Consider the following 23,686-nt stretch of genomic DNA (forward strand, 5'->3'; position numbering starts at 1 on the left):
TGTCTGACAATCGGCCCGCTTATAGAAAGCCGCGCCGCGCAAGGCAACCTTGGGATCAAGGCGTTAGGGCAGTTTCTCGCACCCCCCCTCGGGCAAGCACTGTTCGCCGGGTTTGCACCATTTGCCATAGCCGCAGTCGATCGCCTTAACCGGCACACATCCTTGGTGGTTCGAACATTTGAATCCAGGGCGGCATTGTGATCCGGTTTTCTCGCACAAGAACCAACCGGGCTGTGCGCATCCTCCGCCTGGCAGGCAGGATGATCCGGCCGCACAGGTCAAGCCGTCGTCACAGGTGATGGGGCTGCCGCTGGTGGCTGAATCCGGGTCGAATTCGGGGGTGTTTCGCTGGCATTCCCCGCGCGCGTTGCAAAAGCTGTCGCCGGGGCAGTCCAGACGCGTGGTGCATGCGTTGGCCCCTTTGGGTGCGCAGCGCAACCCGCCTGCCACGCAGCGCTCGAACGGCCCGCAGCTGCGGCCGCCGCCGCAATAGGTGCCGCCCAGCGGGATGCAATGATTGTCGAAACTGCATCTTTGCCCACCGGAACAGCACCGACTGCCACAGGCGAACTGCCCCGCGCGGCACTGGTCGTTACGGTCAAACAGCTGCGCCGAAACCGGCCCACTGGCCAAGGCCAGCAGCGCCCAAATTGAGAGGATTCGAAACAGGATCAGCATGATTGCCCCAATGGTCGGTGCGACCGAGCGCGCAATCAAGGCCAATTCGCTTTCCCTCGGTCAAAAGGAGGTTAGATTGAGGTCTATGGAATCGGCTTTGGATTATCACACAGCGCGGGCTCTGCTGGATTGGCAGATTGAACTCGGCGCGACGGATGCGATCGGGGATGCCCCGGTGGACCGCTATGCGTTGCCCGACACTGCGCCCAAATCCAAAAAGCCCACAGCGGTACAAACGGCGCCGGAAAAGCCCAAGCCGGTCGATGCGTTGGCGATTGCCGATTCAGTCGCCAAGACTGCTGGATCGCTGGACCAGTTGCGCGCTGCGATGGATGCGTTTGATCATTGCGATTTGAAACGTGGTGCGCGCCAGTTGGTGTTTGCCGACGGGACGCCGGGTGCTCGGGTGATGATTATAGGCGAGGCTCCGGGCCGGGATGAAGATCGCGAGGGCAAGCCCTTTGTTGGCCGGGCCGGGCAGTTGCTGGACAGGATGTTGTCCGCGATTGAGCTGAACCGTGCCGAAAACGTCTATATCACCAATGTTCTGCCCTGGCGGCCCCCGCAGAACCGGGATCCCAAGCCCGAAGAGATCGGCATGATGAAGCCGTTTCTGGAGCGCCACGTCGCATTGGCCAAGCCCGAGGTTCTGGTCGTGATGGGCAATATCAGCTGTCAGGCGGTGCTGGGCAAACGCGGTATAACTCGGTTGCGCGGCCAGTGGGATCAGGCTTGGGGGCTGCCGGTCATCCCGATGTTTCACCCTGCTTACTTGCTGCGGCAACCGCCAATGAAACGGCAGGCCTGGGCAGATCTGTTGGAGTTGAAGGCCCGGCTGGAGGGCAAGTGATGCGCATCCTGGCCTTTTCCGACCTGCATATGGCGCGCAGTCGGGCGGTAGAATTGGTTGCCGCCAGCGCCGAGGCGGATCTGGTGATCGGTGCTGGTGATTTCTGCAATATGCGGCAAGGGCTGGATCAGGCGATGGAGATGCTTGCGGGCATTTCGGCCCCTCTGGTCCTAACCCCCGGCAATGCCGAAAGCGTCCAAGAGCTGACAGCGGCTGTGCCCGAAGGTGTCCACGTGCTGCACGGTACCGGGATGACTGTGGACGGGGTGCGCCTGTTTGGTCTGGGATATGGTGTGCCCGTGACGCCTTTTGGCGGTTGGTCCTGCGATCTGACCGAGGCCGAGGCCGCCGAGTTGCTGGATCGGTGCGACGCTGCCGATATTCTGATTACGCATTCTCCGCCCAAAGGGCATGGCGATGTCACGTCAATGGGCGGCGCCGTCGGTTCGGTCGCGGTGCGCGACGCGATCGAGCGGGTGCAGCCGCAGCTTTCTCTGCATGGCCATATCCATGACAGCTGGGGGTATCGCGGGGCAATCGGGCGCACCCAGGTGGCCAATCTGGGGCCCAGACCAAATTGGTTTGAGCTGCATTGATGATCGAAACTGTAACCCTTCTGGCGTTTATCCCGGCTGCGCTCGCTCTGAACCTCACACCCGGAGCTGATATGATGTTCTGCTTTGGGCAGGGCCTGCGCAAAGGCGCACGGCCCGCGCTTGCGGCCAGCGCCGGTATTTCTGCAGGGTCGATGGTGCATGTCCTGCTGGCTGGGCTTGGGTTTGGCGCGGCGGTATCGACGCTGCCCTGGCTGTTTGATGTGATCCGTTGGTTGGGGGTGGCCTATCTGCTTTATCTGGCCTGGCGTTCGATCCAAAACGGTGCTGTGCCGGCCGAGGCACCGGCACATAGCGGGAAACTTGCGTTTCGTGATGGGCTGCTGGTCAATCTCACCAATCCAAAGGTCATCCTGTTCGTGCTGGCCTTCATCCCGCAATTTGTGGACCCGACCTTGGGGCCAATCTTGCCGCAGTTCCTGACCCTTGGCCTTATCATCGCGGTGGGCGGCTTTGTGGTGAACGGGATGGTCGGCATGTTTGCCGGTGGCGCGGGCCGAGTCTTGGTCTCGAACCCGCGTGCCTCGCGTTTCATGGGCTGGGTGACCGGAGGGATTTTTACGGCGCTCGCCATTCGGCTTGCGATTATGGAAAGGGCCTGACGTCATATGTCAAGCATCGACGAAAGCAAAAAATTCATTCCAGTTCGGATCGCCGTCCTCACTGTCTCGGATACGCGGACGCTGCCCGAGGACCGATCGGGACAGACTTTGGTGGATCGGATTCAGGCGGCGGGCCATTTGGTCGCGGACCGCAAGATCCTTCCGGATGAGCGCGCCCAGATTGTAGAACAGCTGCGCGTGTGGATCGCAGATCCTGAAATAGATGCCGTCATCTCGACCGGGGGTACCGGCCTGACAGGGCGCGACGTTACAGTCGAGGCGCATCGGGATGTCTACGAGAAGGAAATCGACGCGTTCGGCACGGTTTTTACAATCCTGTCGATGCAAAAGATCGGCACCTCTGCCGTCCAGTCGCGCGCCACAGGTGGCGTCGCCGGGGGCACCTATCTGTTTGCATTGCCCGGCAGCCCCGGTGCCTGCAAGGATGCCTGGGATGGAATATTGCTAAAACAGTTCGATTATCGTCACCGGCCCTGCAATTTCGTGGAAATTATGCCCAGATTGGACGAACATCTGCGACGGAAGTAAGCTGGTTACACGTTCAAATGTGTATTACCGCTTTGTGGCTTGGCATTTTTCGGGGCAAAGCTACCTTCTGAAATGCTAGCCTGATGCGAACGGGGTGATAGTAAATGCGCTTTCTGAGGCAGAGCCTTGCCGGAGTTTTCCTGACGTCCTTGACGTTGGCACTCTTGTTTGTGGCGGTTCAGATGATCGCGGGTGCAGTGCAGGATGTTCTGACGCGCGAGGATGCCGCTCCGCAGGCGCGGGAGCGCATTTTTGCGGTTACTGTCCGGAATGCCGAAGTGGAAACCGTAACGCCTTATCTTGAAGCATTTGGCGAGGTGCAAAGCCGCCGCCGCCTGGAACTGCGTGCAGCGCTTGGTGGCCGTGTGATTACCTTGTCCGAAGATTTCGAAGATGGCGGTGCTGTCACTGCAGGAGAGGTTCTGGTCGAGCTTGATCCGGCGGATGCACAATCGGCGCTGGATCGCGCCAAGTCGGACCTGCTGGATGCTCAGTTTGAGGAACGCGATGCCGAACGGTCGCTGCTACTGGCGCAGGATGAGCTGAACTCGGCCGAGGCGCAGGCCGAATTGCGGGGCCGTGCCCTGCAGCGTCAAAAAGACTTGAAAAGCCGGGGGGTGGGCGCGGCGGCATCCGTGGAAGAGGCGGAACTGGCCGAGGCATCGGCACAGCAATCTGTTTTGGCCCGGAGGATCGCGCTGGCACAGGCGGAATCGCGCGTCGATCAGGCAACGACTTTGCTGGCACGTGCCCGTATCGCGCTTGCGGCTGCCGAACGTGATTTAGAAGACATGACCATCCGCGCTCGGTTTGGGGGAACATTGACCGACGTGACTTTGGTTGAGGGTCGCCTGGTGTCAGCCAACGAAAAACTGGCCGAATTGGTTGATCCCAAATCACTTGAGGTGGCCTTTCGCGTCTCGACCGCGCAATTCGTGCGCCTGCTGGATGCTGAAGGGGATCTGATCAATTCCCCGGTCACTGTATCGCTAGAGGTTACAGGAGCCGATCTTGCGGCACAGGGCCGCATAAGCCGCGATAGCGGCTCGGCCGGAGAAGGGCAAACCGGTCGCCTGCTTTATGCCTTGCTCGAGGATACTTCGGGATTCAAACCCGGTGATTTCGTGACAGTCTCGGTTCAGGAACAGCCGCTTGAGAACGTGGTGCGCCTGCCGTCTTCGGTTCTGGATTCAGCAGGGACGGTTCTGATTCTGGGCAAGGATGACCGGCTTGAGGTTCTACCAGTGCAGTTGATCCGCCGTCAGGGGGATGAGGTGCTGCTGCGCGGGCGGGGGTTGGAAAGTCGCGAGGTTGTCGTTGGTCGAACGCCTCTGCTTGGGGCCGGTGTCCGGGTCAGGCCGCTGCGGGATGAGGCCAACGCAGGGGGCCAGACGGATATGGTCGAGCTGTCCGAGGAACAGCGTGCCCAGCTGGTGGCGCAGGTCGAAGCCAGTGATGCATTGCCTCAAGATGTCAAAGCCCGCGTGCTGGGCCAACTGGGCGAAGCCAAGGTTCCCGCGTCGTTGGTGCGCAGCATCGAAAACCGAGCCGGAGGTTAGGCGCGATGATGCGCGAAATTCCCGGCGCGGCTGGGGGGATACTCAGCTATTTCACGCGCCACAGGACGGTCGCCAACCTGCTGCTGCTAGTTATGCTGGTGCTGGGCGCGGCGGCCATCCCGAATATGCGGGCGCAGTTCTTTCCCGATGTGATCCTTGAACGGGTGGATGTCAGCGTTAGCTGGGATGGAGCTGGCCCTGAAGATGTTGATAATGGCATCGTTCAGTTGTTGGAGCCGGCCCTTCTGGCCGTTGAAGGCGTGTCCAGCACCTCTTCGACTTCGCGCGAGGGCACAGCCCAGATCCGGATGGAGTTCGAGCCGAACTGGGATATGTCTCGCGCGGTCGAAGAGGTCAGAACAGCGGTCGACAGTGTCACCAACTTGCCAGACGACGCTGATGAGCCGACCATCCGACGCGGTGCCTGGCGCGATCGCGTCACGGATGTTGTCGTCACCGGCCCTGTCGATCCTGAACAGCTGGCCAAGTTCACCGATGAGCTGATCAACCGTTTGTTCGCTGTTGGCGTGACCCGCACCACGATCCGGGGCCTCGCCGCGCCGCGCGTTGTAGTCGAGGTGCCCACAGCACAGCTGATCGCCAACGACATCACCCTGTCCGAGATCGCATTGGCCATCGCTGCCGAGGTCAACGCCAATCCGGCAGGGGATGTGACAGGGGCCAATGCGCGCATTCGCACCGGCACCGAAAAGCGCAGCCCGGAAGAGATCGAAGGGATTACGCTGCGCAATTTCGCCGATGGCTCAAAGCTGTTGATCGGTGACGTGGCGCAGATCCAGATTGAAGGTGTCACCAGAAATCGTAGCTATTTTGTTGGCAAGAATCCGGCAATGTCCGTTCGTGTGGACCGGTCAAATCTGGGCGACGCGATAGAAATTCAACACACGGTCGAAGATGTCGTCTCGCAGATGCAAGCCAGCCTGCCCGAGGGCGTAAAGGCCGAGCTGATCCGGACACGGGCGCAAGCGATCACCGACCGGCTGGATATTCTAGTCGATAACGGGCTGGTTGGGCTGGGTCTTGTGGTCTGCCTTCTGTTTCTGTTTCTGAATGCGCGGATTGCCTTTTGGGTTGCCGCGGGTATCCCGGTGGCAATGTCGGCAGCGATTGCGTTCATGTATATTGGTGGCCTGTCGATCAACATGGTGTCGTTGTTCGGCTTGATTATCACTCTGGGTATCGTCGTGGATGACGCCATCGTTGTGGGTGAACATGCCGATTTTCGCGCGCGACGGCTGGGTGAGCCACCAATGGTGGCCGCCGAACGCGCCGCACGTCGCATGGCGATGCCGGTCTTTGCTGCGACGCTGACCACGGTTATCGCCTTTTTCGGCCTGACTGCGATTGGTGGCCGTTTCGGAGAGTTGATCCGCGACATCCCCTTCACGGTGATAGCGGTATTGATCGCCTCGCTGATCGAATGCTTTCTGATTCTGCCCAACCATATGGCCCACGCGATTGCGCACTCTGCCAAGGAACATTGGTATGATCTGCCGAACCGTGTGGTTAACAAGGGGTTTCGCTGGGTGCGTGATACGCTGTTCCGACCGCTGATCGCCTGGGTAATCTGGGCACGCTATGTGGTGGTGTCGGCGATGATCGTCATTCTGGCCAGCCAGATTTCCCTGTTCATCCGCGGGGACGTGAACTGGCGGTTCTTCAATGCGCCCGAGCGTGGATCAGTTACAGGCAATTTTATCATGGCCGAGGGCGCAGGCCGCGCGGATACGTTGGCCATGATGCACCAACTACAGGCCTCGGTAGAAGCGCTTGGCCAACGCTATGAAGAGCGGCACGGGCGCAACCCCATTGATTACGTGCTGGCCGAGATCGGGGGATCCGCGGGCCGTGCACTTTCGGCAGCGGATGGCAAGGACACGGATTTGCTGGGCGGGATTTCGATCGAGTTGATAGATGCCGACCTGCGCCCCTATTCGAGCTTCGAGTTTGTCGGAGAGTTGCAGGAAATGGCGCCAAGCCATCCCAAACTTGAGCTGCTCAGCTTCAGGGGCTGGCGGTCTGGTCCGGGAGGAGATGCGATTGACGTGCAGCTCTACGGCGCCGATGTGAACACGCTTAAAACGGCTTCCGAGGACTTGCAGGTCGCGCTTTCGAAATACCCTGAGGTTTCAGCGCTGGAAGACAATCTGGCCTATGACAAGGAAGAATACATTTTGGATCTGACCGCGCAGGGACAGGCGCTGGGCTTTCGGATCGAAACATTGGGCCGGGTGCTGCGGGACCGTCTGAACGGGATCGAGGCCGCGACCTTCCCGGATGGCCCGCGCAGTGCCGAGATCCGGGTTGAATTGCCTGAAGGAGAACTGACCGCCGATTTCCTGGAACGCACACTGATGCGCACGCCCGATGGAGTCTATGTCCCGTTGGCCGATATCGTTTCGGTTCAGCGTAAATCCGGATTCTCGACCGTGCGGCGTGAAAACGGACTGCGGGTGATTTCGGTCTATGGCGATATCTCCGAGGATGATCCAACACGCGCGGCCGAGATCGCCCGTGCGATGAGCGAGGAAATTCTGCCCAATATCGCAGCCACACGTCAGGTCGAGTGGACCATGGCAGGTCTGAGCGAGCAGGAAGAAGAGTTTCTGTCCGAAGCCCGTACCGGTCTGATCCTGTGCCTGACGGGCATCTATCTGGTGCTGGCCTGGGTCTTTGCCAGTTGGACCCGACCATTGGTGGTGATGGCGATCATTCCGTTTGGTTTGGTCGGAACCATTTGGGGCCATTATATCTGGGAGGTCCCGCTCAGTATGTTCACGGTTGTTGGCCTGCTTGGGATGACCGGAATCATCATCAACGACTCGATTGTTCTGGTGACGACGATTGACGAGTATCAGCAGACTCGTGGGCTGATGCCCTCCATCGTCGAGGGGACATCGGACAGATTGCGGCCAGTAATGCTGACGACGCTGACCACGGTTCTGGGCCTGACCCCACTGTTGTACGAAGGATCGCAGCAGGCACAGTTCCTCAAACCGACCGTGATCACGCTGGTCTATGGGTTGGCGTTTGGGATGGTGCTGGTATTGCTGCTCGTTCCTGCCCTGCTGGGGATCCTGAACGATCTGTCGCGGCCAATGACGGCCATGCGTCGCGCAATTCGGGCGCCGGATCGTGTGGTGCAGGGGGCGCTTGTTGTCACCGGGTTTGCCTTGATGCTCTGGTTTGCGTTGACGATGATCTGGCCTGCGGTGACCGGGTCTCCACCGGGCCTTGTTTCGGGGCTTTATGCCGGGCCAGAGGGCCCCTCAATCCTGCGGATGGGGTTTGGAGCTTTTACTGCCGGCGCCACGGTGATTCTGGTGGTGAGCATTGTTTTGTCGGGCCTGTTGTACGCCCGTCTCAAAGGACGCACTGCCTAGCCCTGACGCAGGGCGGTTTCCAACAGGTTTGAGACTCGGTCGCTCATGGGCAGTGCGCCTTGTCGGATCAAGTCCAGTGGGAACCAGCGTGCATCCATTGCGTCATCCCCCGCAACCGGTAGCCCGGTCTGATACTGGCAGGCCACGCCAACCAACAGGTAATGAGACAGAACCGCGCCATGAGCGTCGCGGCGCAACAGGTCCAGATTGTCCAGATACCGCAACGGCTCGGCAATCACCGAGGTTTCTTCGCGCAGTTCCCGCTGTGCTGCCTGCAGGACGGTTTCGCCCCATTCCACATGGCCGCCGGGAAAGCCCCATAGCCCCTTATCCGGTTGCTTGCTGCGCTGAACCAGAAGGACGTGCCCGTCATGAATGACGACCGCAAGCGCACCGATTTTCGGAGTTTGCATCATGGGGTCAGCCAGCGCTGCACCCCAGAATGTCCACCGCGTGATTGGCACCCAGAACAGTGATCCGGATCTTTGAGCGATCCAGCGCAAACGGACCGCCCGAGGCGTTGATCACCTCGGATGTGGCGACCAGAGTACCGCCCTGCCGTTTGGCGTCGGTTTGCGAGGCCCACAGCTCGGGGTTGCCGGGTTCGATCACGGCGATCTCGCGGCCACCTGCGGATGGCATGGTGACGCGCGCCTCGATCTGCATTCCGTCAGACGTCGGGGTCAGGTGGCACCGCGCGTTGGCGACCCGGGCTTCTTTGGCGGAATAGGGACGCTTGGCCAGTGCCGCCGCGATCGTCGGGTTGCGCTCTGCTTCGGCGTTCAGGGTATGATCGAAGCCCAAACGTTCCGGGATGCAGACGTCTTTGCAGACCCCCAGATCCACCGTGCCTTTCAGCCGCACGGGTTTGGCCGGGTTCTTCGGCGAAATCTCGACCGGCAGGACCATTTGATTTTCGTATCCAATCGACTGCAGGCCATTCTGGTCAAAGACATCCGGCGCGGGCCATGTGATCGACACGCTGCCGACATTGGTTGATCTTTTCCAGTCGAACTGTGGCGGAATACCCGCATCGCCCGGCGCCCGCCAATAGGTCTTCCAGCCGTCCTGCAGGGTCACCCGCAGCGCCCCAAGATAGGCTCCATTTGCTGTGCGCCCGCCGTCCAGGATATCCAATTCGGCCACCGAGCCGACCACTTGTGCAGATGCCGGTCCAATCGCGCCAACGGTCACGGCAAAGGCGGCTGCCAGAAATGTCTTGTGAATGTTCATACCCTATAAATGCGTGGTCTCGAGGCGAATTCCAAGTCACGTTCGGGTCACTCGAATGAAATCTAGCGAAATCGCCGCTCGTCCCTTGCCAATACCGGGACTGCGGGGGCATTGTTGATGGGAGCTCAGCAAGAGATGTCGTCTTATGGATCTGACCGGTAAACTGTTGATTGCGATGCCTGGGATGGGCGATCCGCGTTTCGATCATTCGGTTGTCTATATTTGCAGCCATGGCGACGATGGCGCGATGGGTCTGATCATCAACAAACCTTCGGATTTACGCATAAAGACGCTGCTGGGTCAGTTGAACATCGCTTGCCGTATCCCGATCGTGGGTGAGCGTCTGGTGCATTTCGGCGGCCCGGTCGAGATGTCGCGCGGATTCGTCCTGCACAGCGCCGATTATGACGCGAACCTCCATTCCCTGCAGATTTCGGACGATTTCAGCATGACTGCAACGTTGGACGTGCTTGAAGACCTGGCCTCGGGGCAAGGACCGCTGAATTCTATGCTGACGCTAGGGTATTCAGGCTGGGGACCCGGGCAGCTTGAGGATGAGATCGCGATGAACGGATGGCTCACAACCGAGGCGGATTCGAAGCTGGTGTTCGATGTCCCCGATGATCAGAAATGGGAGGCGGCGCTGGCAACGCTGGGCGTCGATCCTCTGACTCTGTCGGCCAGTGCAGGGCGCGCCTGATCAACTGTCACGCGGTGCTGCAGCCCGGCGCAACCGGTCGTTGATAGCGGCGCCCAATCCGTGGTCCGGAATAGGGGACACGGCAATCGGGCGTCCGGTGCTGTTGAGCTTGTGCAAAGCGGCAAAAAGATTGGCCGCTGCCTCGGTCAGGTTACCATCAGCGGACAGGTTCAGGTCGCATTCGACCGGTCCAAATCCCAAGAGAATCTCGTCACCATGTGTAGTCTGCGCGTTCAACCGGACCGCCACGTCCGGGGCGTAATGCGACAGCATCTGTCCGGGTGCTGTTAGCGTGTCGCCCGATTGGTGTAGATGCAATGCCGTACCGAGAGCTGCCTCGATCTGGTCCAAAGCCACCCCTCCGGGGCGTAGCAAAGCGGATTCTCCAGCGAGGCCGACAATGGTGGATTCCAGCCCGACACCGCAGGGACCGTCATCCAGAATGGCAGCGATGCGCCCGTCCAGACCGGCGCGGACATGCGCGGCTGTTGTCGGGCTGATCTGTCCCGAAGGGTTGGCCGAGGGCGCAGCGACCGGCCCGTCGAACATCTCGAGAATAGCCCGGGCAGAAGGATGCGCAGGCACCCGAACCGCCAATGTATCCAGCCCGGCAGTGACAAGCGACGATACACCGTGCCCTTCCCGCAGCGGCAGAACCAGAGTCAGCGGGCCGGGCCAGAACGCCTGTGCCAACGCCTCGGCCTGATCTGACCATTCAACAAACCTGCGCGCGGACTCTACCGATGCGACATGCGCAATCAGAGGGTTGAAACTGGGTCGGCCCTTGGCGGCATAGATGCTGGCGACAGCCTCTCCGTTGCGGGCATCCCCACCCAGCCCATAGACCGTTTCAGTCGGGAAAGCGACCAGCTGTCCCTGCCTCAGAAGATCCGCAGCCTGAGCAATTCCCGCCGGGTCGGCTGACAGTTCGAGTGTACCGTTAGAGATCATTGTGAGTGACGCCGCGTTTTGATTGCTTGTAGCATAAGGATGGGTACGTAATCGTTCAAACCCAGATGAATAACGGCGAGTCAGCGGATTTCCAACCCCGGCGTCGCGGACCGTTCAAGACAGCCCCGAGGTAATATTATGCCCTATCGCGCACCAGTTGCAGATTACGAATTTCTGTTCCGCCATGCGGTTGATTTTGATCGTATTGCAGCGACCGACAAGTTCGCGGAAGCAAGCGAAGACGTCGTCAGCGCCATCCTGACCGAGGCTGGAAAACTCTGCGAAGAGGTCATGGCGCCGCTTCAGCGGAACGGAGACCTAGAGCCCGCGCGTCTGGAAAACGGCGTGTTGCGTACCTCGCCAGGATTTAGCGACGGTTGGAACGCTATAGCTGAGGGGGGCTGGATCGGCATGAGCGCTGATCCCGAATATGGCGGTATGGGGCTGCCGATGACCTTGACCACTGCCGTCAACGAGATGATGTCTGCGGCCTGCCTGTCACTGCAACTGGCGCCGCTGATGACGCAGGGCCAGATCGAAGCACTGGAGCACCACGCAAGTGATGAGCTGAAGAACCTGTACCTGCCCAAAATGATCGCTGGTGAATGGTCGGGCACGATGAACCTGACCGAGCCGCAGGCGGGATCGGATGTGGGTGCGCTGACGTCGAAGGCAGAACCGAATGGAGATGGCACTTATTCGGTGTCTGGTCAGAAGATCTTCATTTCCTGGGGTGACAACGATTTTGCTGAAAACGTGTGCCATCTGGTGTTGGCACGCCTGCCCGATGCAGTTCCCGGAACCAAGGGAATATCGCTGTTTCTGGTCCCCAAGCACCTGCCGGACGAGAATGGCAATCCAGGTGTGGCAAATGACCTGAAAGTGGTTTCGCTCGAGCACAAGATGGGCCTGCATGGTTCGCCAACTTGCGTGATGCAGTATGATGGCGCCAAAGGTTGGCTTGTGGGTAAGGAACATGGCGGAATGGCTGCGATGTTCACCATGATGAACAACGCGCGACTGGGCGTCGGCGGACAGGGTATCGGTGCCGCCGAAGGCGCCTATCAGCAGGCCCTGGAATATGCGCTTGAGCGGAAGCAAGGCAAGACACCTTCGGGCACAATCCTCGATCACGCCGATGTACGCCGGATGCTGATGAGTATGCGTGCGGATACTTTTGCTGCGCGCGCGATCATGCTTGCAAACGCAGCCGCGATTGATATGGCCAATGCAACAGGCGACGCGGACTGGGTTTCGCGCGCGGCCTTGTTGACGCCGATAAACAAGGCCTTCGGTACCGAAACCGGTATGCGGGTTTCTGAAGAAGGCGTGCAGGTCCATGGCGGTATGGGCTTTATCGAGGAGACCGGCGCGGCACAGTTCTATCGCGACGTCCGTGTGACCGCGATTTACGAGGGCACCAACGGCATTCAGGCCATGGACCTTGTCGCACGCAAGATGATGGATGGCGGCGAAGCGGCGTCCCGTTTGCTGGACGAAATCGAGGATCACGCCGAACGCGCGCGTGGGTCAATGCCGGAACTGGCGGGTCCTGTCTGGGAGGCCACGGAAAGCCTGCGTGAAACGACCGAGTGGCTGATATCGCAGCCCGACATGAACACGCGATTTGCCGGCGCCGTGCCCTATCTGAAGGCATTCGCCCGCGTTCTGGGCGGTCACTATCACCTCAAGGCGGCCCTGGCCGAGCCAAACGGCACCCGTTTCAAGCTGGCACGCTTTTATATCAATGCGCTGTTGCCTGAGTTTTCGGGGCTTTTGGTTCAGGCGCAGAACGGTGCGGATGACGTCTTTGCTCTCAGCGCCGAGGAAATGGTAGCTGCCTGATGGACGGTGATACACATTTGACGATCCGCTATCCTTGGCCCGAGGCTCCGACCCTGGGTGAAGCCGTTGAAATTGCCGAAGGCGTGCTTTGGATGCGGTTGCCGCTGCCTATGGCGCTGGATCACGTCAATATCTATGCGCTGGATGATGGCGACGGATGGACGGTGATCGACACTGGCATGTCCTCGAACAAGACGCGCCGTATTTGGGCGGACCTGATGGCGGGACCGCTGGGGGGCAAACCCGTGACGCGCGTGGTGGTGACCCATCACCATCCCGATCACGTTGGCAATGCTGGTTGGTTTCAATCTGAACACGGGGCCGAGCTGGTCACGTCGCGTACTGCATGGCTGTTTGCACGGATGCTGACGCTGGATGTGCAGGAAAACTGGCCGCAGGAAACGCTGGATTACTACCGAAGCGCCGGGATGGATGCCGATTTCCTTGCCAAAAGGATGACAGAACGGCCCTTCAATTTCTGCGACACGGTCTATCCGATGCCGCTGGGCTTTACCCGGATCAAGCAGGGCAGCGTCATTCGTATGGGCGGGCGCGACTGGGATGTTCATATGGGCAATGGCCACGCTCCCGAACATGCAACTTATTGGAGCCGTGACGATAATCTGGTGATCACGGGCGACCAGGTTCTCAGCTCGATCAGCCCCAATCTGGGCGTCTATGTTACCGAGCCCATGGCGGATCCCGTGGCGGAGTGGATGGAAGCCTGCGAGCGCCTGCAAGACCTGGCGCGCCCGGATCATATGGCGCTGGGCGGGCACAAACTGCCCTTTACCGGCCTGCCGGTCAGGATGAGGCAGTTGATCGACAACCACCACAGCGCGCTGGACCGTCTGCAGAATTATCTGGACCAGCCCAAAACCGCTGCTGAGTGCTTTGTGCCCTTGTTCAAACGCCAGATCGGTGAAGGAGAGTATGGGCTTGCTCTGGTCGAAGCAGTTGCACATCTGAACCATCTCTACCACATTGGTGCTGTTACCCGAACGCGGCGCGCGGACGGGGCGTGGGAGTTTCAGCGCAAAGGGTAGAAGGCATGGACAAGATCGAAACCTCAGCCGAGGCAGCGGAATCAGCAGCATTGCCCCGATGTTACGAGGTGCATGCCAACCCGGATGCGAAATCCGGCGCCAAGGACCTGCCCGGCCAGTTGCAAAAGCCCGTAGCCACCAAAAGCTCGGCGCAATGGGCCTATGAACGGTTGATCCTGTATATCCAGAATTTCGAGAATACGCTGGATGCGGATCATGAGGTCGCCATGGGATTTACTGGCGGTGATGCCGGGGTAATGCGGATCGAAGGAATGGGCTATTTCGACCCTGATATCATCACTTTTTACGGCGCAGATGGGTCCGGGGCGCGAACCCAACTCGTGCAGCATGTCAGCCAGTTGAATGTAATGCTGCGAGCGCTGCCCAAATCGGTCGAGGATAAGCCCGCCAATCGCATCGGATTCCGGCTGGCGGCTGATCTCGAAGAAAACTGATAGCCTGACTTGCAATTCACGTCTGCGCAGCCTTGAATGAATCAATCATTTGGGGGGCGCAACGTGGCCACTTTCTCTGCCGTTACAAAAGCATACAAGGGCGCGTGGGCACGCCGCCGGGTCTTTGTGCCGATCTATGTCGCCGTGCGCCTGTTGCTGATTGCGCTGATTGCGCCGGGCGTGGCGATTGCGGTGAACCTAGCAGTTTCGCTCTCCAGCCAGACCGCCCTGACGGATCAGGATATTGCCGCGTTCATCCTGTCTCCGCTGGGGTTTGCGGTCGCAATCGCAATGCTCAGCCTGTTCCTGCTGGCCGAGGTCTTTGTCTTCTCGGTCATGGCCGGGTCGCTGAGGATGGGTGAAAGCGATCCGTGGCGCGCGGGGAGCGCGGCGATCAAGTTGATCCTGTCGCGGCTGCCTGCGCTGTTTGGATTTGCTGCACGCCTGGTTCTGCGGATCATCCTGTTGATCCTGCCTTTCGCCGCTATCGCTGCTCTGATCGCCTGGTGGACGCTGACCGAGTATGACATCAACTATTACCTGACCTTCCATCCGCCATCTTTCTGGATCGCCGTTGCGCTGATCGGAGTTGTGGTGCTGGTCATGGCATGGGTGCTGATCCGCAAGCTGTCCGCATGGGCGCTGGGACTGCATCTGGTTCTGTTCGAAAACCTGCCACCGGCTGATGCTTTCCAGGTCAGCGCGGATCGGATGGAGGGCAAGCGCGGGCGGCTCAAGATCGCACTGGTGTTCTGGCTGGGGCTGAGGGCAGTTCTTGCCGCGCTGATCGCTTGGGGCGCGGGATCATTATTCGCGTTGGTGCCCCTGCAGGGGGCAGAGCATCTTCGGCTGGCGCTAGTCTACAGCCTTCTGGTCGCCGGGCTCTGGTCGTTGGCTGGGCTGGTTTTGGCAGCCACAGCGCTGGGAGCACTTGCGGTTTTGCTGGACGGTTTTTTCGAGATCCGGACCTCTGAACCACCACATCCCGCGCCAGGCAATCTGCGCATTGGTCTGCTGAGTGCTGTTGGCATTGCGGCGGTGGCGGTATTGGTCGGGCTCTGGTTCGGTCAATCCCTGCTGGAACGCGTTCAGGCCCCTGACAGGGCCGAGGTGATCGGCCACCGTGGTGCCGCTGCGTTACGGCCGGAAAACACCATGGCCTCGGTTCTGAAGGCGATTGAGGACGGGGCGGACTGGGTTGAAATCGACGTGCAGGAAACGGCGGATGATGAGATAATCGTCGCCCATGATAGCGATTTCATGAAGCTGGCCGGGGTGAACCTGAAGGTCTGGGATGCCACGATGGAAGACGTGGCCGAGATCGATATCGGCAGTTGGTATGACCCGGAATATGCCGATGAACGCACGCCAACGCTGCGCGACGTGCTGGCTGCGGCCAAAGACAGGGCCAAGGTGATCATCGAGTTGAAATATTACGGTCATGACGTCGATCTGGAAAACCGCGTTGCGGCCTTGGTCGAGGAATTCGGCATGCAGGATGACATCGCTACCATGTCGCTGAAATACCCTGCCGTGCAAAAGATGAAGGCTCTGCGTCCCGATTGGCGCGCGGGGGTTTTGGCGGCAACCGCTGTTGGCGATCTGTCGGGTCTCGAAGGGGATTTTGTGGCTGTCAACGCCGCCATGGCCACGCCGGGGCTGGTACGTTCGGTGCAGGCCGCGGGCAAGGATATCTATGTCTGGACGGTGAATGACCCGTTGCAAATGTCGGCCATGGCCTCGATGGGGGTGGATGGGCTGATCACGGACCGACCGGCAATGGCCAAAGAAGTCTTGCGTATCCGCGCTGAAATGGGGCCGGCAGAACGTCTGATGCTGTGGCTGGCAACGGTGCTCGGCATGGCCGTTGATACCGATGCGATGCGCGATGAAAGCCCGTAATCTGGCCGTTTCTCTGGCGCTGATCGCGGCGCCAGTCGGGGCGCAGGACTTTATGCGCAGTCTTGAGATGCCCGCCCATCGCGCGCTGATCGCACAGCGGGGCGCTGCGGAATTGACGCCATTTGAAACGGATGGCTGCTCGGGCGGGTTGTCAGCCAGTTGGCGCTTTGTGGCCGACACGTTTCCCAGCTTTCAGGCCCTGTTCGAGGCGCATCCCCCATGGGAGAGTTGCTGTGTCAGCCATGACCGGGCCTATCACCACGCGGGCGGAGGCCTGCGCCCCGAAGACAGTTATGACGCGCGCCTGTCAGCCGATGACAGCCTGAGAGCCTGCGTGCGGCAACACGGGGATGAGAACGCCGAAATTTACGCCGAACGCTATGACATGACTTCGGATCAGATACGATCCGCCCATGCCATAACCGCCGAGGCCATGTATGGCGCGGTGCGATTGGGCGGGGCGCCCTGTTCGGGTCTGCCCTGGCGGTGGGGGTTCGGATATCGCGGGTGTTCGGTCTTTGATTCCGTGTCACCTGCGCCCGAATGACGTGGTGACAGGCCCGGGATTTTCGATTATCCAACGTATCAAACACGCGAATTAGGATTCTGAAAATCATGGCTGAACATAAGCACGGCGAAATGGACATCACCGTTCAAACCAAAACCTTCAACGGTTTCGTAAAAGCGACCACATGGTGCGTGGTGGCGATTGCTTTCCTTTGCCTGTTTCTGGCGGTTTTCGCCGCTTAATCCCGGGCGAGGCTGACCGCCGTGATCAGATTTGTGATTGCCTGCCTGCTGGCAGCAACAGTGGCTGGCTGTGCCGGTTCGCAGCGTCCGCAGGCCGATCAGACCGAAGTTGTGGCCCGTTCCTATCGTGATCCGGGGCCATCAACACTGACGCTCTATACCATGATCAGCACCCGGACCGGTTCGGGGGCGCATACCTCGCTGATGATAAGCGGCAGCGAAAGGGTGATCTTTGACCCCGCAGGCTCGTTTCGCGCCGATGTGGTGCCGATCCGAAACGATGTTCTGTATGGCATCACGCCGAATGTCGAACGCGCTTATCGCAGCAGCCACGCACGCGAAACGCATTATGCGCGTATCCAGACGATTCAGGTGACACCACAGCAGGCCGAAATTGCCCTGCAACTGGCCAAGCAGATGGGCCCTGTATCCGAAGCGTTCTGCGCCAACTCGACCTCGCAGCTATTGCAGCAGGTGCCGGGTTTCGAGCAGATCAATACGACCTTCTACCCGGTCAAGCTGTCCGATCAATTCGGTGAATTCCCCGGCGTCGTGACCACCGAGTACCGTGAGAATGACGATGCTGACCTGCAGGCCGGTTTGGCCTCGAACAATGCGCGCCTGAACCAGTTGGAAGCGGCTTCAACCCAATAGGTATAGCAAGCCATAGAGCGTGCCCGCCCCGGCAAAGATGGCAATGACCACGTTTTTTGTGATGACACCAACCGCCAAAGCAACCGCTGCGGCGGCCATGCGCGGCACGTCGGGCTGACCATCCGTTGCGGTTGGCCAGACCACCAGCGGCGCAATCAGGGCCGGGACGATGGCAACGGCGGTATAGCGCAGGTGGCGTAACAACCAGGGTGGCATCGGGCGGTCTCCGACGATGCCGATAAAGGTAAAGCGTAGGGCAAAGCTGCCAATCGCCAAGCCAACGATAATGCTCCACATGGTCACCGGATCAATCTGTGTCATGGCCTATTCCGCTCTAACATCAATTCGGCCTGCGCCCCTGCGATCATCCCGGCGGTCCCGGCGATCAGCAGGCCTAGGTTGAACGGCACGCCTACGGTCAACAGAGCGACGGTTATGGCGACTAAGGCGGCGATGACATGGGCAAGCGTCCTCATCATCGGCCCGATCATTGCCAGGAATGTGATCGGAAGTGCAAAATCCAGCGCCCAGCTTTCTGGAATCTGTGCGCCCAAAACTGCGCCCAGATAAGTTGCCAAAATCCAAAGCGGCGTGATCGGTGTGACCGAGCCAAAGAAATAGGCCATGCGCTGCGGCACGGTCATATCCGGCTCTTTTTCGAACTGTACAATGGAGCAGGCATAGGACTGATCGACCGTCAGATAAGCGGCGCAGGCCCGCTGCCACAGGGGGGCCGCCCCAAGATAAGGTGTCAGTGAGGCCGAATACATTGCCACGCGTAGGTTAACCGCCAGGGCCGATGCCAGAACGATCAGGCTGGGTGTGTTGTCCTGCAACAGCTGCAGGGCAGTGAACTGGGCCGCCCCGGCAAAGACAGCCGCCGAAAAGGCGATTGTCTGGACAATATCCAGCCCAGCCTCGGTCGCAAATACGCCGAAAAGGGTGCCGAACGGAATTGCCACAAAGATAAACGGCGCTCCATCACGAAAACCCTTCCAGAAGTATGACTTGGATGTGGTGTAAGCCATGGCAAATTCCTATGGTATCGCCAACAGCAGTAGCGATCTTGGGAAAGGGTTGCAATTGGCCACGAAACCGGATGCCACCGACTACATCATCGCCCCTGATCCTGGCGCGGTCCGCCTGACCCGTGCGGTCGAAGGCATCGACCAGAATGGCGCGGTCAGCCGGATCTCGGTTGTCGAGGAACGCCCCCTGACGATTTTCCTCAACGCGCAGGAAATCGTGACTGCAATGACAATCGGCGATTACCCTGAATATCTGGCGCTGGGGTTCCTGCGCAATCAGGGGATGCTGTTAGCCGATGATGACATTACCGGCGTGGATTACGATGACGATCTGGAAACCGTGGTGGTGCGCACCGCGCGCGAAACCTCATATGAGGACAAGCTGAAGAAAAAGACCCGGACCAGCGGCTGCGCGGTCGGCACTGTGTTTGGTGACATGATGGAAGGGCTGGAGGACGTGCGCCTGCCGCAGGTTCAGGTCCGCACCTCATGGCTGTATGATCTGGCAGCCAAAATCAACCGAACCCCTTCATTGTATCTTGAGGCTGGTGCAATTCACGGCACGGTCCTGTGTCGGGAAAACCGGCCGTTGGTCTATATGGAGGACGTGGGCCGCCACAACGCGGTCGACAAGATTGCAGGCTGGATGCTGTCCGAAAGTGTAGGGGCCGAAGATAAGATCCTCTACACCACAGGTCGTTTGACCTCGGAAATGGTGATCAAGACCGCGATGATGGGCATCCCGGTGCTGGCGTCACGGTCAGGCTTCACCGCCTGGGGTGTCGAAATCGCGCGTGAGGTTGGCCTGACCCTGATCGGCCGCATGCGGGGGCAGCGGTTCGTGTGTCTTGCGGGCGAGGACCGGTTGGTGCGCGACGTCGACCCGTCGACAGTGGCGGTCGAAGATAGAAAGCATAGACGGAAGAGTGCGGAATGATTTTGGAAGTCTTTGGTTTATCTATTTTATTCGTCGCGACATTGGGCTTGCTGCCAATGATGGTCTATGTGTTCTGGCTCCTTGAGCGGTCGAAACGCGCGATCATTGAGGGTATGGCGCAATTGGACGTCAACCTGCGTAACCGTCTGGGGTGGGCGCCAGAGGAATACATCAGCATTTGGAACATCGCTGCCCCCTTTCGGCTTGGTTGGCAGGCATGGGGGGAGTTGTCTCAAAAACAAGCACTCGTGCTTCAGCGGGTTTTGATGCACGGTCTGCCAGAGTTTGCCGGGATACCAGATGAGGTCAGAAAGGCGGTGCGCACGTATCGGTGCTGTTTTGGTCTTATCTTTGCTGTTGGGGCCGTCTTAGTGTTTTTGCCAGCCCACTATAGCCTGAGTTACAAGGCGGCCGAATTGACGGGGTGGCCTGCAATTATTTGGTTTACAGCATTCGGATTGGCCGTCTGTCCATTGCTTTTCCTGCCCACCCAGAAATTCAGGAAATGGCCCGCGCCTGAGGAGATCAAATGACCCGCCCTCTCGGCATCATCCTCGCAGGAGGCCTTGCCACTCGGATGGGTGGTGGCGACAAAGGCTTGCTGACAGTCGGTGGGCAGAGCCTGCTGTCTCATGTCATTGACCGGTTTGGCCCGCAGGTGGTCGGTCTGGCGCTGAATGCCAATGGTGATCCCGAACGGTTCGCCGACCTCAACCTGCCGGTTCTTCCCGACACGATTGAAGGTTTCGCCGGGCCTCTGGCGGGTGTGCTGGCGGGGCTCGATTGGGCAGCAGAACAGGGGGCCGACAGTATCGTCACCGCCGCTGCCGACACGCCGTTTTTTCCGCGCGATCTTGTGGCGCGCCTAATGGATGCTGCTCAAGGGCAAACCCATCCGCTGGTGCTGGCGACTACGCCTCGAAACGGGGATGAAGCACTGAAATCCGGCGGCGGCAAACGGGTCAACCGGCATCCGACATTTGGCCTCTGGCCTGTCGCGTTGCGAGATGATTTGCGGGGCGCCTTGAATGACGGGCTGCGCAAGGTTGTGCTGTGGACCGATAAACATGATGGGCGTGAGGCGTTGTTTCCGGCTGAGCCGTTTGACCCCTTCTTCAATGTCAACACGCCCGACGATCTGGCGCGTGCGCAAAAGCTGCTGGAGCAGGCATGAAGGTCTATGGCGTCACCGGCTGGAAAAACGCGGGCAAGACCGGCCTGATGGAGCGTTTGGTGGCCGAGATCACCGCGCGTGGCTTTTCGGTTTCGACCGTCAAACATGCCCATCACGCCGCCGATGTCGACCAGCCCGGCACGGACAGTTTCCGCCATCGAGAAGCCGGTGCGTCCGAGGTGCTGTTGGCGTCCGGCAAGCGCATTGCGATGATGCAGGAACTGCGCGGCGCACCCGAGCCGCCTCTCTCTGATCTGCTGGCACGCTTGGCTCCGGTTGATCTTGTGCTGATCGAGGGGTTCAAACGCGAAGCCCACCCCAAGGTCGAGGCGTATCGGGTGGCCGCAGGAAATCCGTTGATTGCGGCCGAGAACGAAACTGTGCGCGCGGTTGCCAGTGACACAGAGCTGAACTTCGACCGTCCGGTTTTTGATCTGGACGACACCGCAGCCATCGCAGGGTTCATTCTGCAAGAGGTAGGATTATGAGCAAACCGGACATTGCCCCACCGCCCTTGCGCAACGATTGTTTTGCCTTGCCTGCGGGCGTGAGCTGGACGCCGGTTGACGAAGCGTTGGCCCTGCTGCGCGACCGCCTTTCGGTCGTGATGGGGGCTGAAACCGTTCCGTTGGCACAAGCCGCAGGTCGGATTTTGGCCGCCGATGTATATGCCCAACGTTCGAACCCGCCGCAGGCAAATACGGCGGTAGATGGCTATGGCTTTGCCGGTCCGGTTCCGGATGGGCCTCAGGTGATGCCGCTGCAAGACGGGCGTGCTGCGGCTGGTGTTCCCTTTGATGGTCAGCTTGCGCCCGGCCACGCCATACGGATTCTGACTGGTGCGGCCCTGCCCGTTGGGGTGGACACCGTTATTCTGGAAGAGGACGTGACAGTTCAGGACGGGCATATCGCCTTTCGCGGCCCCCTGAAACAGGGTGCCAATACCCGCAATGCGGGCGAAGATGTGGTTGGAGGTGATCTGGCTTTGCCCGCTGGACGCCGGATGACACCTGCCGATCTGGCTCTTCTCTCCGCGACGGGTGCTGGTGATCTGCTGGTTCGCAAAGCTCTGCGGGTGGCCGTCCTGTCAACGGGGGATGAGCTAGTCGAGGCCGGCGAGGTTGCTGAGCCAGGGCAAATCTACGATGCCAATCGCCCAATGTTGCTGGCTCTGATCCAGCGGATGGGATTCCAGCCACTGGATATGGGCCGCGTTGCCGATGATCGTGAAACCCTGCGCGAGCGGCTGAACGAAGCTGCGAAAGAGGCGGATGTTGTTCTGACTAGCGGCGGCGCGTCGGCAGGGGACGAAGACCATGTCTCCGCGCTGTTGCGGCAGGCCGGAGCGATGCAGGAATGGCGTATTGCCCTGAAACCGGGGCGACCTCTGGCTTTGGGGATTTGGGACGGAGTGCCGGTTTTCGGACTGCCCGGCAATCCAGTAGCGGCATTGGTCTGCACCCTAATCTTTGCCCGCCCGGCGCTGGGCCTGATGGCTGGCGAGGGCTGGCGGGACCCGCAGGGGTTCGATCTGCCAGCCGCCTTTGATAAGCGCAAGAAACCCGGGCGGCGGGAATATCTGCGGGCCCGCATCCGAGACGGAAAAGCCGAAGTTTTCACTTCGGAAGGGTCCGGGCGGATCAGCGGGCTCAGCTGGGCCGAAGGGCTGGTCGAGATCGAAGACGGAGCGCGCCACATCCAACCGGGTGATCTTGTCCGGTTCATCCCCTATGGAAGTTTCGGAATCTAGTCGAAGGTTCCGGCCACACGCCCCAGCAACATGAAGGCCCGCGCGGTTCTTGTATCACCCAAAGCGGTCAGCTCTGCATCACTGGCACGGGGTTCAAACTCGATGATCATGTGATCGAACCTGCGTAGAAAGTGATGGGCGGCGTCCCGGAAAATGGGATCCTGCTTCATCCGGGCCGAAGTCAGCGCCAGCGAGGAGCGGTCGCGAATGCCGCCCAAGGCCGCGACAGCCCGTCCGCGCCCACCCTGCGCAAATTGCCGCCAGATCTCGGGGCGGGCCATGTCAGGGCGCAGGTCATCCATATAGATGCCCTCTTGGCTGAGCAGGGTCAGCACGTCCTGAGAGGCCTGTACAAGCTTGGCTGTCTTGCGGTCCTTGAGCGCCAGCCGTAGGGCATCAAAGCCTTCGGTATCTTCCTGTGTTTCCGGAAAATTCAGCGCACGGATAAAGATGTCGGTGCCAAGCGGGGGCACGATATCCCCAGCTTGTGTACCCAGTTCCAGCGAAGTCTGATCGCCGTTCCCCACGGCTGTCGGTTGCTGTGCGGGTTCCCTGCGCTTGGTTGAAAACGTGGCCAGCGCGCTTTCGGCTTTCTTGGCCGTTTCCGCGATCTGATCCAGCTTTTTGGATACGGCTGGCTCATAGGTGCTGGAAGATCGCTGTTGCTGAGCGATATATGCGTTTCGGATGGCGTCAATCGAGGTTTGTAGTCGTGCGCTTTCCTCGCGCATGATCCGGCTGGCGCGCATGGCCATTGCCGCGACCCAGATCATCGCTACCGGCATAAAGACCGCCAGTAAGGTCACGACAAAGCCTCCGCCGTCGACCTCGTCGGGCAGCACCAGAAAAACAACCGAGACGATCAGCCAGATCACGCTGAGGGCGACGGCTGCAATTTCGATCTCGGTTATCGAAGGCTTGGTTGGCCTATCATATATGCCCAGTGAGGTTGGCCGATTGGCTTCCTGCTCTGGCGTGGGCTCGGACATTGTGAACGCTCCGGGG

General features: G+C 59.8%; 26 protein-coding genes. 19 read left to right on the forward strand and 7 right to left on the reverse strand.

Annotation, left to right across the window (positions count from 1 at the left end; genetic code table 11):
• Nucleotides 1-63: 63 nt before the first annotated feature.
• On the reverse strand, nt 64-723 hold the full coding sequence (locus tag AC2FGB_RS05325; protein WP_496693551.1) for a scavenger receptor class F, member 2: 660 nt from the start codon (nt 721-723) through the stop codon (nt 64-66).
• Nucleotides 724-763: 40 nt separating this feature from the next.
• Here AC2FGB_RS05325 and AC2FGB_RS05330 point away from each other — a divergent pair, with 40 nt between their 5' ends.
• The 6 genes from AC2FGB_RS05330 to AC2FGB_RS05355 all read left to right on the forward strand — a co-directional run bounded on the left by AC2FGB_RS05330 (nt 764) and on the right by AC2FGB_RS05355 (nt 8,256).
• Nucleotides 764-1,528 (forward strand): uracil-DNA glycosylase, encoded by a 765-nt coding sequence (locus AC2FGB_RS05330; RefSeq protein WP_496693552.1) that lies wholly within the window; start codon nt 764-766, stop codon nt 1,526-1,528.
• The gene (locus AC2FGB_RS05335) at nt 1,528-2,124 is read left to right on the forward strand and encodes a metallophosphoesterase family protein (protein WP_271948518.1); all 597 of its coding nucleotides are present in this window, start codon (nt 1,528-1,530) and stop codon (nt 2,122-2,124) included. The genes AC2FGB_RS05330 and AC2FGB_RS05335 overlap by 1 nt, the downstream gene beginning before the upstream one ends.
• Nucleotides 2,124-2,744: a LysE family translocator gene (locus AC2FGB_RS05340; protein WP_281995253.1), complete on the forward strand. Its 621-nt coding sequence runs from the start codon at nt 2,124-2,126 to the stop codon at nt 2,742-2,744. Before AC2FGB_RS05335 ends, AC2FGB_RS05340 begins: the two co-directional genes overlap by 1 nt.
• Before the next feature lie 6 nt (nt 2,745-2,750).
• Nucleotides 2,751-3,293: a molybdenum cofactor biosynthesis protein B gene (gene moaB, locus AC2FGB_RS05345; protein ID WP_496693553.1), complete on the forward strand. Its 543-nt coding sequence runs from the start codon at nt 2,751-2,753 to the stop codon at nt 3,291-3,293.
• 104 nt (nt 3,294-3,397) lie between these two features.
• The gene (locus AC2FGB_RS05350) at nt 3,398-4,852 is read left to right on the forward strand and encodes an efflux RND transporter periplasmic adaptor subunit (protein WP_281995251.1); all 1,455 of its coding nucleotides are present in this window, start codon (nt 3,398-3,400) and stop codon (nt 4,850-4,852) included.
• 5 nt (nt 4,853-4,857) lie between these two features.
• The gene (locus AC2FGB_RS05355; protein ID WP_496693554.1) at nt 4,858-8,256 is read left to right on the forward strand and encodes an efflux RND transporter permease subunit; all 3,399 of its coding nucleotides are present in this window, start codon (nt 4,858-4,860) and stop codon (nt 8,254-8,256) included.
• Here AC2FGB_RS05355 and AC2FGB_RS05360 read toward each other — a convergent pair.
• Both AC2FGB_RS05360 and AC2FGB_RS05365 read right to left on the reverse strand, forming a co-directional pair.
• Nucleotides 8,253-8,669: an NUDIX hydrolase gene (locus AC2FGB_RS05360; RefSeq protein ID WP_496689045.1), complete on the reverse strand. Its 417-nt coding sequence runs from the start codon at nt 8,667-8,669 to the stop codon at nt 8,253-8,255. The genes AC2FGB_RS05355 and AC2FGB_RS05360 overlap by 4 nt on opposite strands.
• A gap of 7 nt (nt 8,670-8,676) precedes the next feature.
• Entirely contained in the window at nt 8,677-9,489 is an 813-nt protein-coding gene (locus AC2FGB_RS05365; RefSeq protein WP_496693555.1) for a protein-disulfide reductase DsbD domain-containing protein, read from the reverse strand.
• A 145-nt stretch (nt 9,490-9,634) separates the two neighbouring features.
• Between AC2FGB_RS05365 and AC2FGB_RS05370 the strand changes: the two genes are divergently transcribed.
• Complete coding sequence (locus AC2FGB_RS05370) at nt 9,635-10,189, forward strand: YqgE/AlgH family protein (RefSeq protein ID WP_142635367.1); 555 nt, start codon at nt 9,635-9,637, stop codon at nt 10,187-10,189.
• On the opposite strand, the gene AC2FGB_RS05375 is transcribed toward AC2FGB_RS05370, so the two are convergent.
• Entirely contained in the window at nt 10,190-11,140 is a 951-nt protein-coding gene (locus tag AC2FGB_RS05375; protein WP_142635369.1) for an L-threonylcarbamoyladenylate synthase, read from the reverse strand.
• A 138-nt stretch (nt 11,141-11,278) separates the two neighbouring features.
• Between AC2FGB_RS05375 and AC2FGB_RS05380 the strand changes: the two genes are divergently transcribed.
• The 7 genes from AC2FGB_RS05380 (at nt 11,279) to AC2FGB_RS05410 (ending at nt 17,792) form a co-directional block, all read left to right on the forward strand.
• Nucleotides 11,279-12,985, forward strand: a complete 1,707-nt coding sequence (locus tag AC2FGB_RS05380) for an acyl-CoA dehydrogenase (protein ID WP_282027238.1) — start codon at nt 11,279-11,281, stop codon at nt 12,983-12,985.
• Entirely contained in the window at nt 12,985-14,031 is a 1,047-nt protein-coding gene (locus tag AC2FGB_RS05385) for an MBL fold metallo-hydrolase (protein ID WP_496693556.1), read from the forward strand. The genes AC2FGB_RS05380 and AC2FGB_RS05385 overlap by 1 nt, the downstream gene beginning before the upstream one ends.
• Nucleotides 14,032-14,036: 5 nt before the next feature.
• On the forward strand, nt 14,037-14,486 hold the full coding sequence (locus AC2FGB_RS05390; protein ID WP_142635374.1) for a DUF6173 family protein: 450 nt from the start codon (nt 14,037-14,039) through the stop codon (nt 14,484-14,486).
• A 36-nt stretch (nt 14,487-14,522) separates the two neighbouring features.
• On the forward strand, nt 14,523-16,388 hold the full coding sequence (locus tag AC2FGB_RS05395; protein WP_271948505.1) for a glycerophosphodiester phosphodiesterase family protein: 1,866 nt from the start codon (nt 14,523-14,525) through the stop codon (nt 16,386-16,388).
• Nucleotides 16,375-16,935 (forward strand): hypothetical protein, encoded by a 561-nt coding sequence (locus tag AC2FGB_RS05400; RefSeq protein ID WP_142635376.1) that lies wholly within the window; start codon nt 16,375-16,377, stop codon nt 16,933-16,935. The genes AC2FGB_RS05395 and AC2FGB_RS05400 overlap by 14 nt, the downstream gene beginning before the upstream one ends.
• A gap of 68 nt (nt 16,936-17,003) precedes the next feature.
• Nucleotides 17,004-17,138, forward strand: coding sequence for an aa3-type cytochrome c oxidase subunit IV (locus AC2FGB_RS05405; protein WP_142635378.1), 135 nt, complete (start codon nt 17,004-17,006; stop codon nt 17,136-17,138).
• 21 nt (nt 17,139-17,159) lie between these two features.
• Complete coding sequence (locus AC2FGB_RS05410; protein ID WP_142635380.1) at nt 17,160-17,792, forward strand: hypothetical protein; 633 nt, start codon at nt 17,160-17,162, stop codon at nt 17,790-17,792.
• Here the strand turns inward: AC2FGB_RS05410 and AC2FGB_RS05415 are convergent.
• Nucleotides 17,781-18,113 carry an AzlD domain-containing protein gene (locus tag AC2FGB_RS05415; protein ID WP_142635382.1) on the reverse strand — a complete coding sequence of 111 codons (333 nt, stop codon included), beginning with the start codon at nt 18,111-18,113 and terminating at the stop codon, nt 17,781-17,783. The two genes, AC2FGB_RS05410 and AC2FGB_RS05415, sit on opposite strands and share 12 nt — an antisense overlap.
• Complete coding sequence (locus AC2FGB_RS05420) at nt 18,110-18,820, reverse strand: AzlC family ABC transporter permease (protein WP_281972575.1); 711 nt, start codon at nt 18,818-18,820, stop codon at nt 18,110-18,112. The genes AC2FGB_RS05415 and AC2FGB_RS05420 overlap by 4 nt, the downstream gene beginning before the upstream one ends.
• On the opposite strand from AC2FGB_RS05420, the gene AC2FGB_RS05425 reads away from it, so the two are divergent.
• Genes AC2FGB_RS05425 through AC2FGB_RS05445 form a run of 5 tightly spaced genes read left to right on the forward strand, consistent with a single transcriptional unit; the run spans nt 18,819 to nt 22,681 of the window.
• The gene (locus AC2FGB_RS05425) at nt 18,819-19,757 is read left to right on the forward strand and encodes a formate dehydrogenase accessory sulfurtransferase FdhD (RefSeq protein WP_496693557.1); all 939 of its coding nucleotides are present in this window, start codon (nt 18,819-18,821) and stop codon (nt 19,755-19,757) included. The genes AC2FGB_RS05420 and AC2FGB_RS05425 overlap by 2 nt on opposite strands.
• Nucleotides 19,754-20,290: a hypothetical protein gene (locus AC2FGB_RS05430; RefSeq protein WP_496693558.1), complete on the forward strand. Its 537-nt coding sequence runs from the start codon at nt 19,754-19,756 to the stop codon at nt 20,288-20,290. The genes AC2FGB_RS05425 and AC2FGB_RS05430 overlap by 4 nt, the downstream gene beginning before the upstream one ends.
• Entirely contained in the window at nt 20,287-20,931 is a 645-nt protein-coding gene (mobA, locus tag AC2FGB_RS05435) for a molybdenum cofactor guanylyltransferase MobA (protein ID WP_496676636.1), read from the forward strand. The genes AC2FGB_RS05430 and mobA overlap by 4 nt, the downstream gene beginning before the upstream one ends.
• Complete coding sequence (gene mobB, locus AC2FGB_RS05440) at nt 20,928-21,419, forward strand: molybdopterin-guanine dinucleotide biosynthesis protein B (protein ID WP_142635390.1); 492 nt, start codon at nt 20,928-20,930, stop codon at nt 21,417-21,419. The genes mobA and mobB overlap by 4 nt, the downstream gene beginning before the upstream one ends.
• Nucleotides 21,416-22,681, forward strand: a complete 1,266-nt coding sequence (locus AC2FGB_RS05445) for a molybdenum cofactor synthesis domain-containing protein (protein WP_496693559.1) — start codon at nt 21,416-21,418, stop codon at nt 22,679-22,681. The genes mobB and AC2FGB_RS05445 overlap by 4 nt, the downstream gene beginning before the upstream one ends.
• Here the strand turns inward: AC2FGB_RS05445 and AC2FGB_RS05450 are convergent.
• Nucleotides 22,678-23,670: a hypothetical protein gene (locus AC2FGB_RS05450; protein WP_142635394.1), complete on the reverse strand. Its 993-nt coding sequence runs from the start codon at nt 23,668-23,670 to the stop codon at nt 22,678-22,680. The two genes, AC2FGB_RS05445 and AC2FGB_RS05450, sit on opposite strands and share 4 nt — an antisense overlap.
• Nucleotides 23,671-23,686: the final 16 nt, after the last annotated feature.

It is taken from the genome of Ruegeria sp. CDSC021 (genome assembly GCF_059610845.1).

Excerpts from the sequence above, each read along its gene's own strand:
- AC2FGB_RS05390 (WP_142635374.1), top strand. The coding sequence starts at position 14,037 with ATGGACAAGATCGAAACCTCAGCCGAGGCAGCGGAATCAGCAGCATTG.
- AC2FGB_RS05450 (WP_142635394.1), bottom strand. The coding sequence starts at position 23,670 with ATGTCCGAGCCCACGCCAGAGCAGGAAGCCAATCGGCCAACCTCACTG.
- AC2FGB_RS05360 (WP_496689045.1), bottom strand. The coding sequence starts at position 8,669 with ATGCAAACTCCGAAAATCGGTGCGCTTGCGGTCGTCATTCATGACGGG.
- mobA (WP_496676636.1), top strand. The coding sequence starts at position 20,287 with ATGACCCGCCCTCTCGGCATCATCCTCGCAGGAGGCCTTGCCACTCGG.
- AC2FGB_RS05350 (WP_281995251.1), top strand. The coding sequence starts at position 3,398 with ATGCGCTTTCTGAGGCAGAGCCTTGCCGGAGTTTTCCTGACGTCCTTG.
- AC2FGB_RS05425 (WP_496693557.1), top strand. The coding sequence starts at position 18,819 with ATGGCAAATTCCTATGGTATCGCCAACAGCAGTAGCGATCTTGGGAAA.
- AC2FGB_RS05415 (WP_142635382.1), bottom strand. The coding sequence starts at position 18,113 with ATGACACAGATTGATCCGGTGACCATGTGGAGCATTATCGTTGGCTTG.
- AC2FGB_RS05445 (WP_496693559.1), top strand. The coding sequence starts at position 21,416 with ATGAGCAAACCGGACATTGCCCCACCGCCCTTGCGCAACGATTGTTTT.
- AC2FGB_RS05355 (WP_496693554.1), top strand. The coding sequence starts at position 4,858 with ATGATGCGCGAAATTCCCGGCGCGGCTGGGGGGATACTCAGCTATTTC.
- AC2FGB_RS05375 (WP_142635369.1), bottom strand. The coding sequence starts at position 11,140 with ATGATCTCTAACGGTACACTCGAACTGTCAGCCGACCCGGCGGGAATT.
- moaB (WP_496693553.1), top strand. The coding sequence starts at position 2,751 with ATGTCAAGCATCGACGAAAGCAAAAAATTCATTCCAGTTCGGATCGCC.
- AC2FGB_RS05430 (WP_496693558.1), top strand. The coding sequence starts at position 19,754 with ATGATTTTGGAAGTCTTTGGTTTATCTATTTTATTCGTCGCGACATTG.
- mobB (WP_142635390.1), top strand. The coding sequence starts at position 20,928 with ATGAAGGTCTATGGCGTCACCGGCTGGAAAAACGCGGGCAAGACCGGC.
- AC2FGB_RS05330 (WP_496693552.1), top strand. The coding sequence starts at position 764 with ATGGAATCGGCTTTGGATTATCACACAGCGCGGGCTCTGCTGGATTGG.
- AC2FGB_RS05385 (WP_496693556.1), top strand. The coding sequence starts at position 12,985 with ATGGACGGTGATACACATTTGACGATCCGCTATCCTTGGCCCGAGGCT.
- AC2FGB_RS05395 (WP_271948505.1), top strand. The coding sequence starts at position 14,523 with ATGAATCAATCATTTGGGGGGCGCAACGTGGCCACTTTCTCTGCCGTT.
- AC2FGB_RS05380 (WP_282027238.1), top strand. The coding sequence starts at position 11,279 with ATGCCCTATCGCGCACCAGTTGCAGATTACGAATTTCTGTTCCGCCAT.
- AC2FGB_RS05400 (WP_142635376.1), top strand. The coding sequence starts at position 16,375 with ATGAAAGCCCGTAATCTGGCCGTTTCTCTGGCGCTGATCGCGGCGCCA.
- AC2FGB_RS05340 (WP_281995253.1), top strand. The coding sequence starts at position 2,124 with ATGATCGAAACTGTAACCCTTCTGGCGTTTATCCCGGCTGCGCTCGCT.
- AC2FGB_RS05335 (WP_271948518.1), top strand. The coding sequence starts at position 1,528 with ATGCGCATCCTGGCCTTTTCCGACCTGCATATGGCGCGCAGTCGGGCG.
- AC2FGB_RS05370 (WP_142635367.1), top strand. The coding sequence starts at position 9,635 with ATGGATCTGACCGGTAAACTGTTGATTGCGATGCCTGGGATGGGCGAT.
- AC2FGB_RS05405 (WP_142635378.1), top strand. The coding sequence starts at position 17,004 with ATGGCTGAACATAAGCACGGCGAAATGGACATCACCGTTCAAACCAAA.
- AC2FGB_RS05420 (WP_281972575.1), bottom strand. The coding sequence starts at position 18,820 with ATGGCTTACACCACATCCAAGTCATACTTCTGGAAGGGTTTTCGTGAT.
- AC2FGB_RS05365 (WP_496693555.1), bottom strand. The coding sequence starts at position 9,489 with ATGAACATTCACAAGACATTTCTGGCAGCCGCCTTTGCCGTGACCGTT.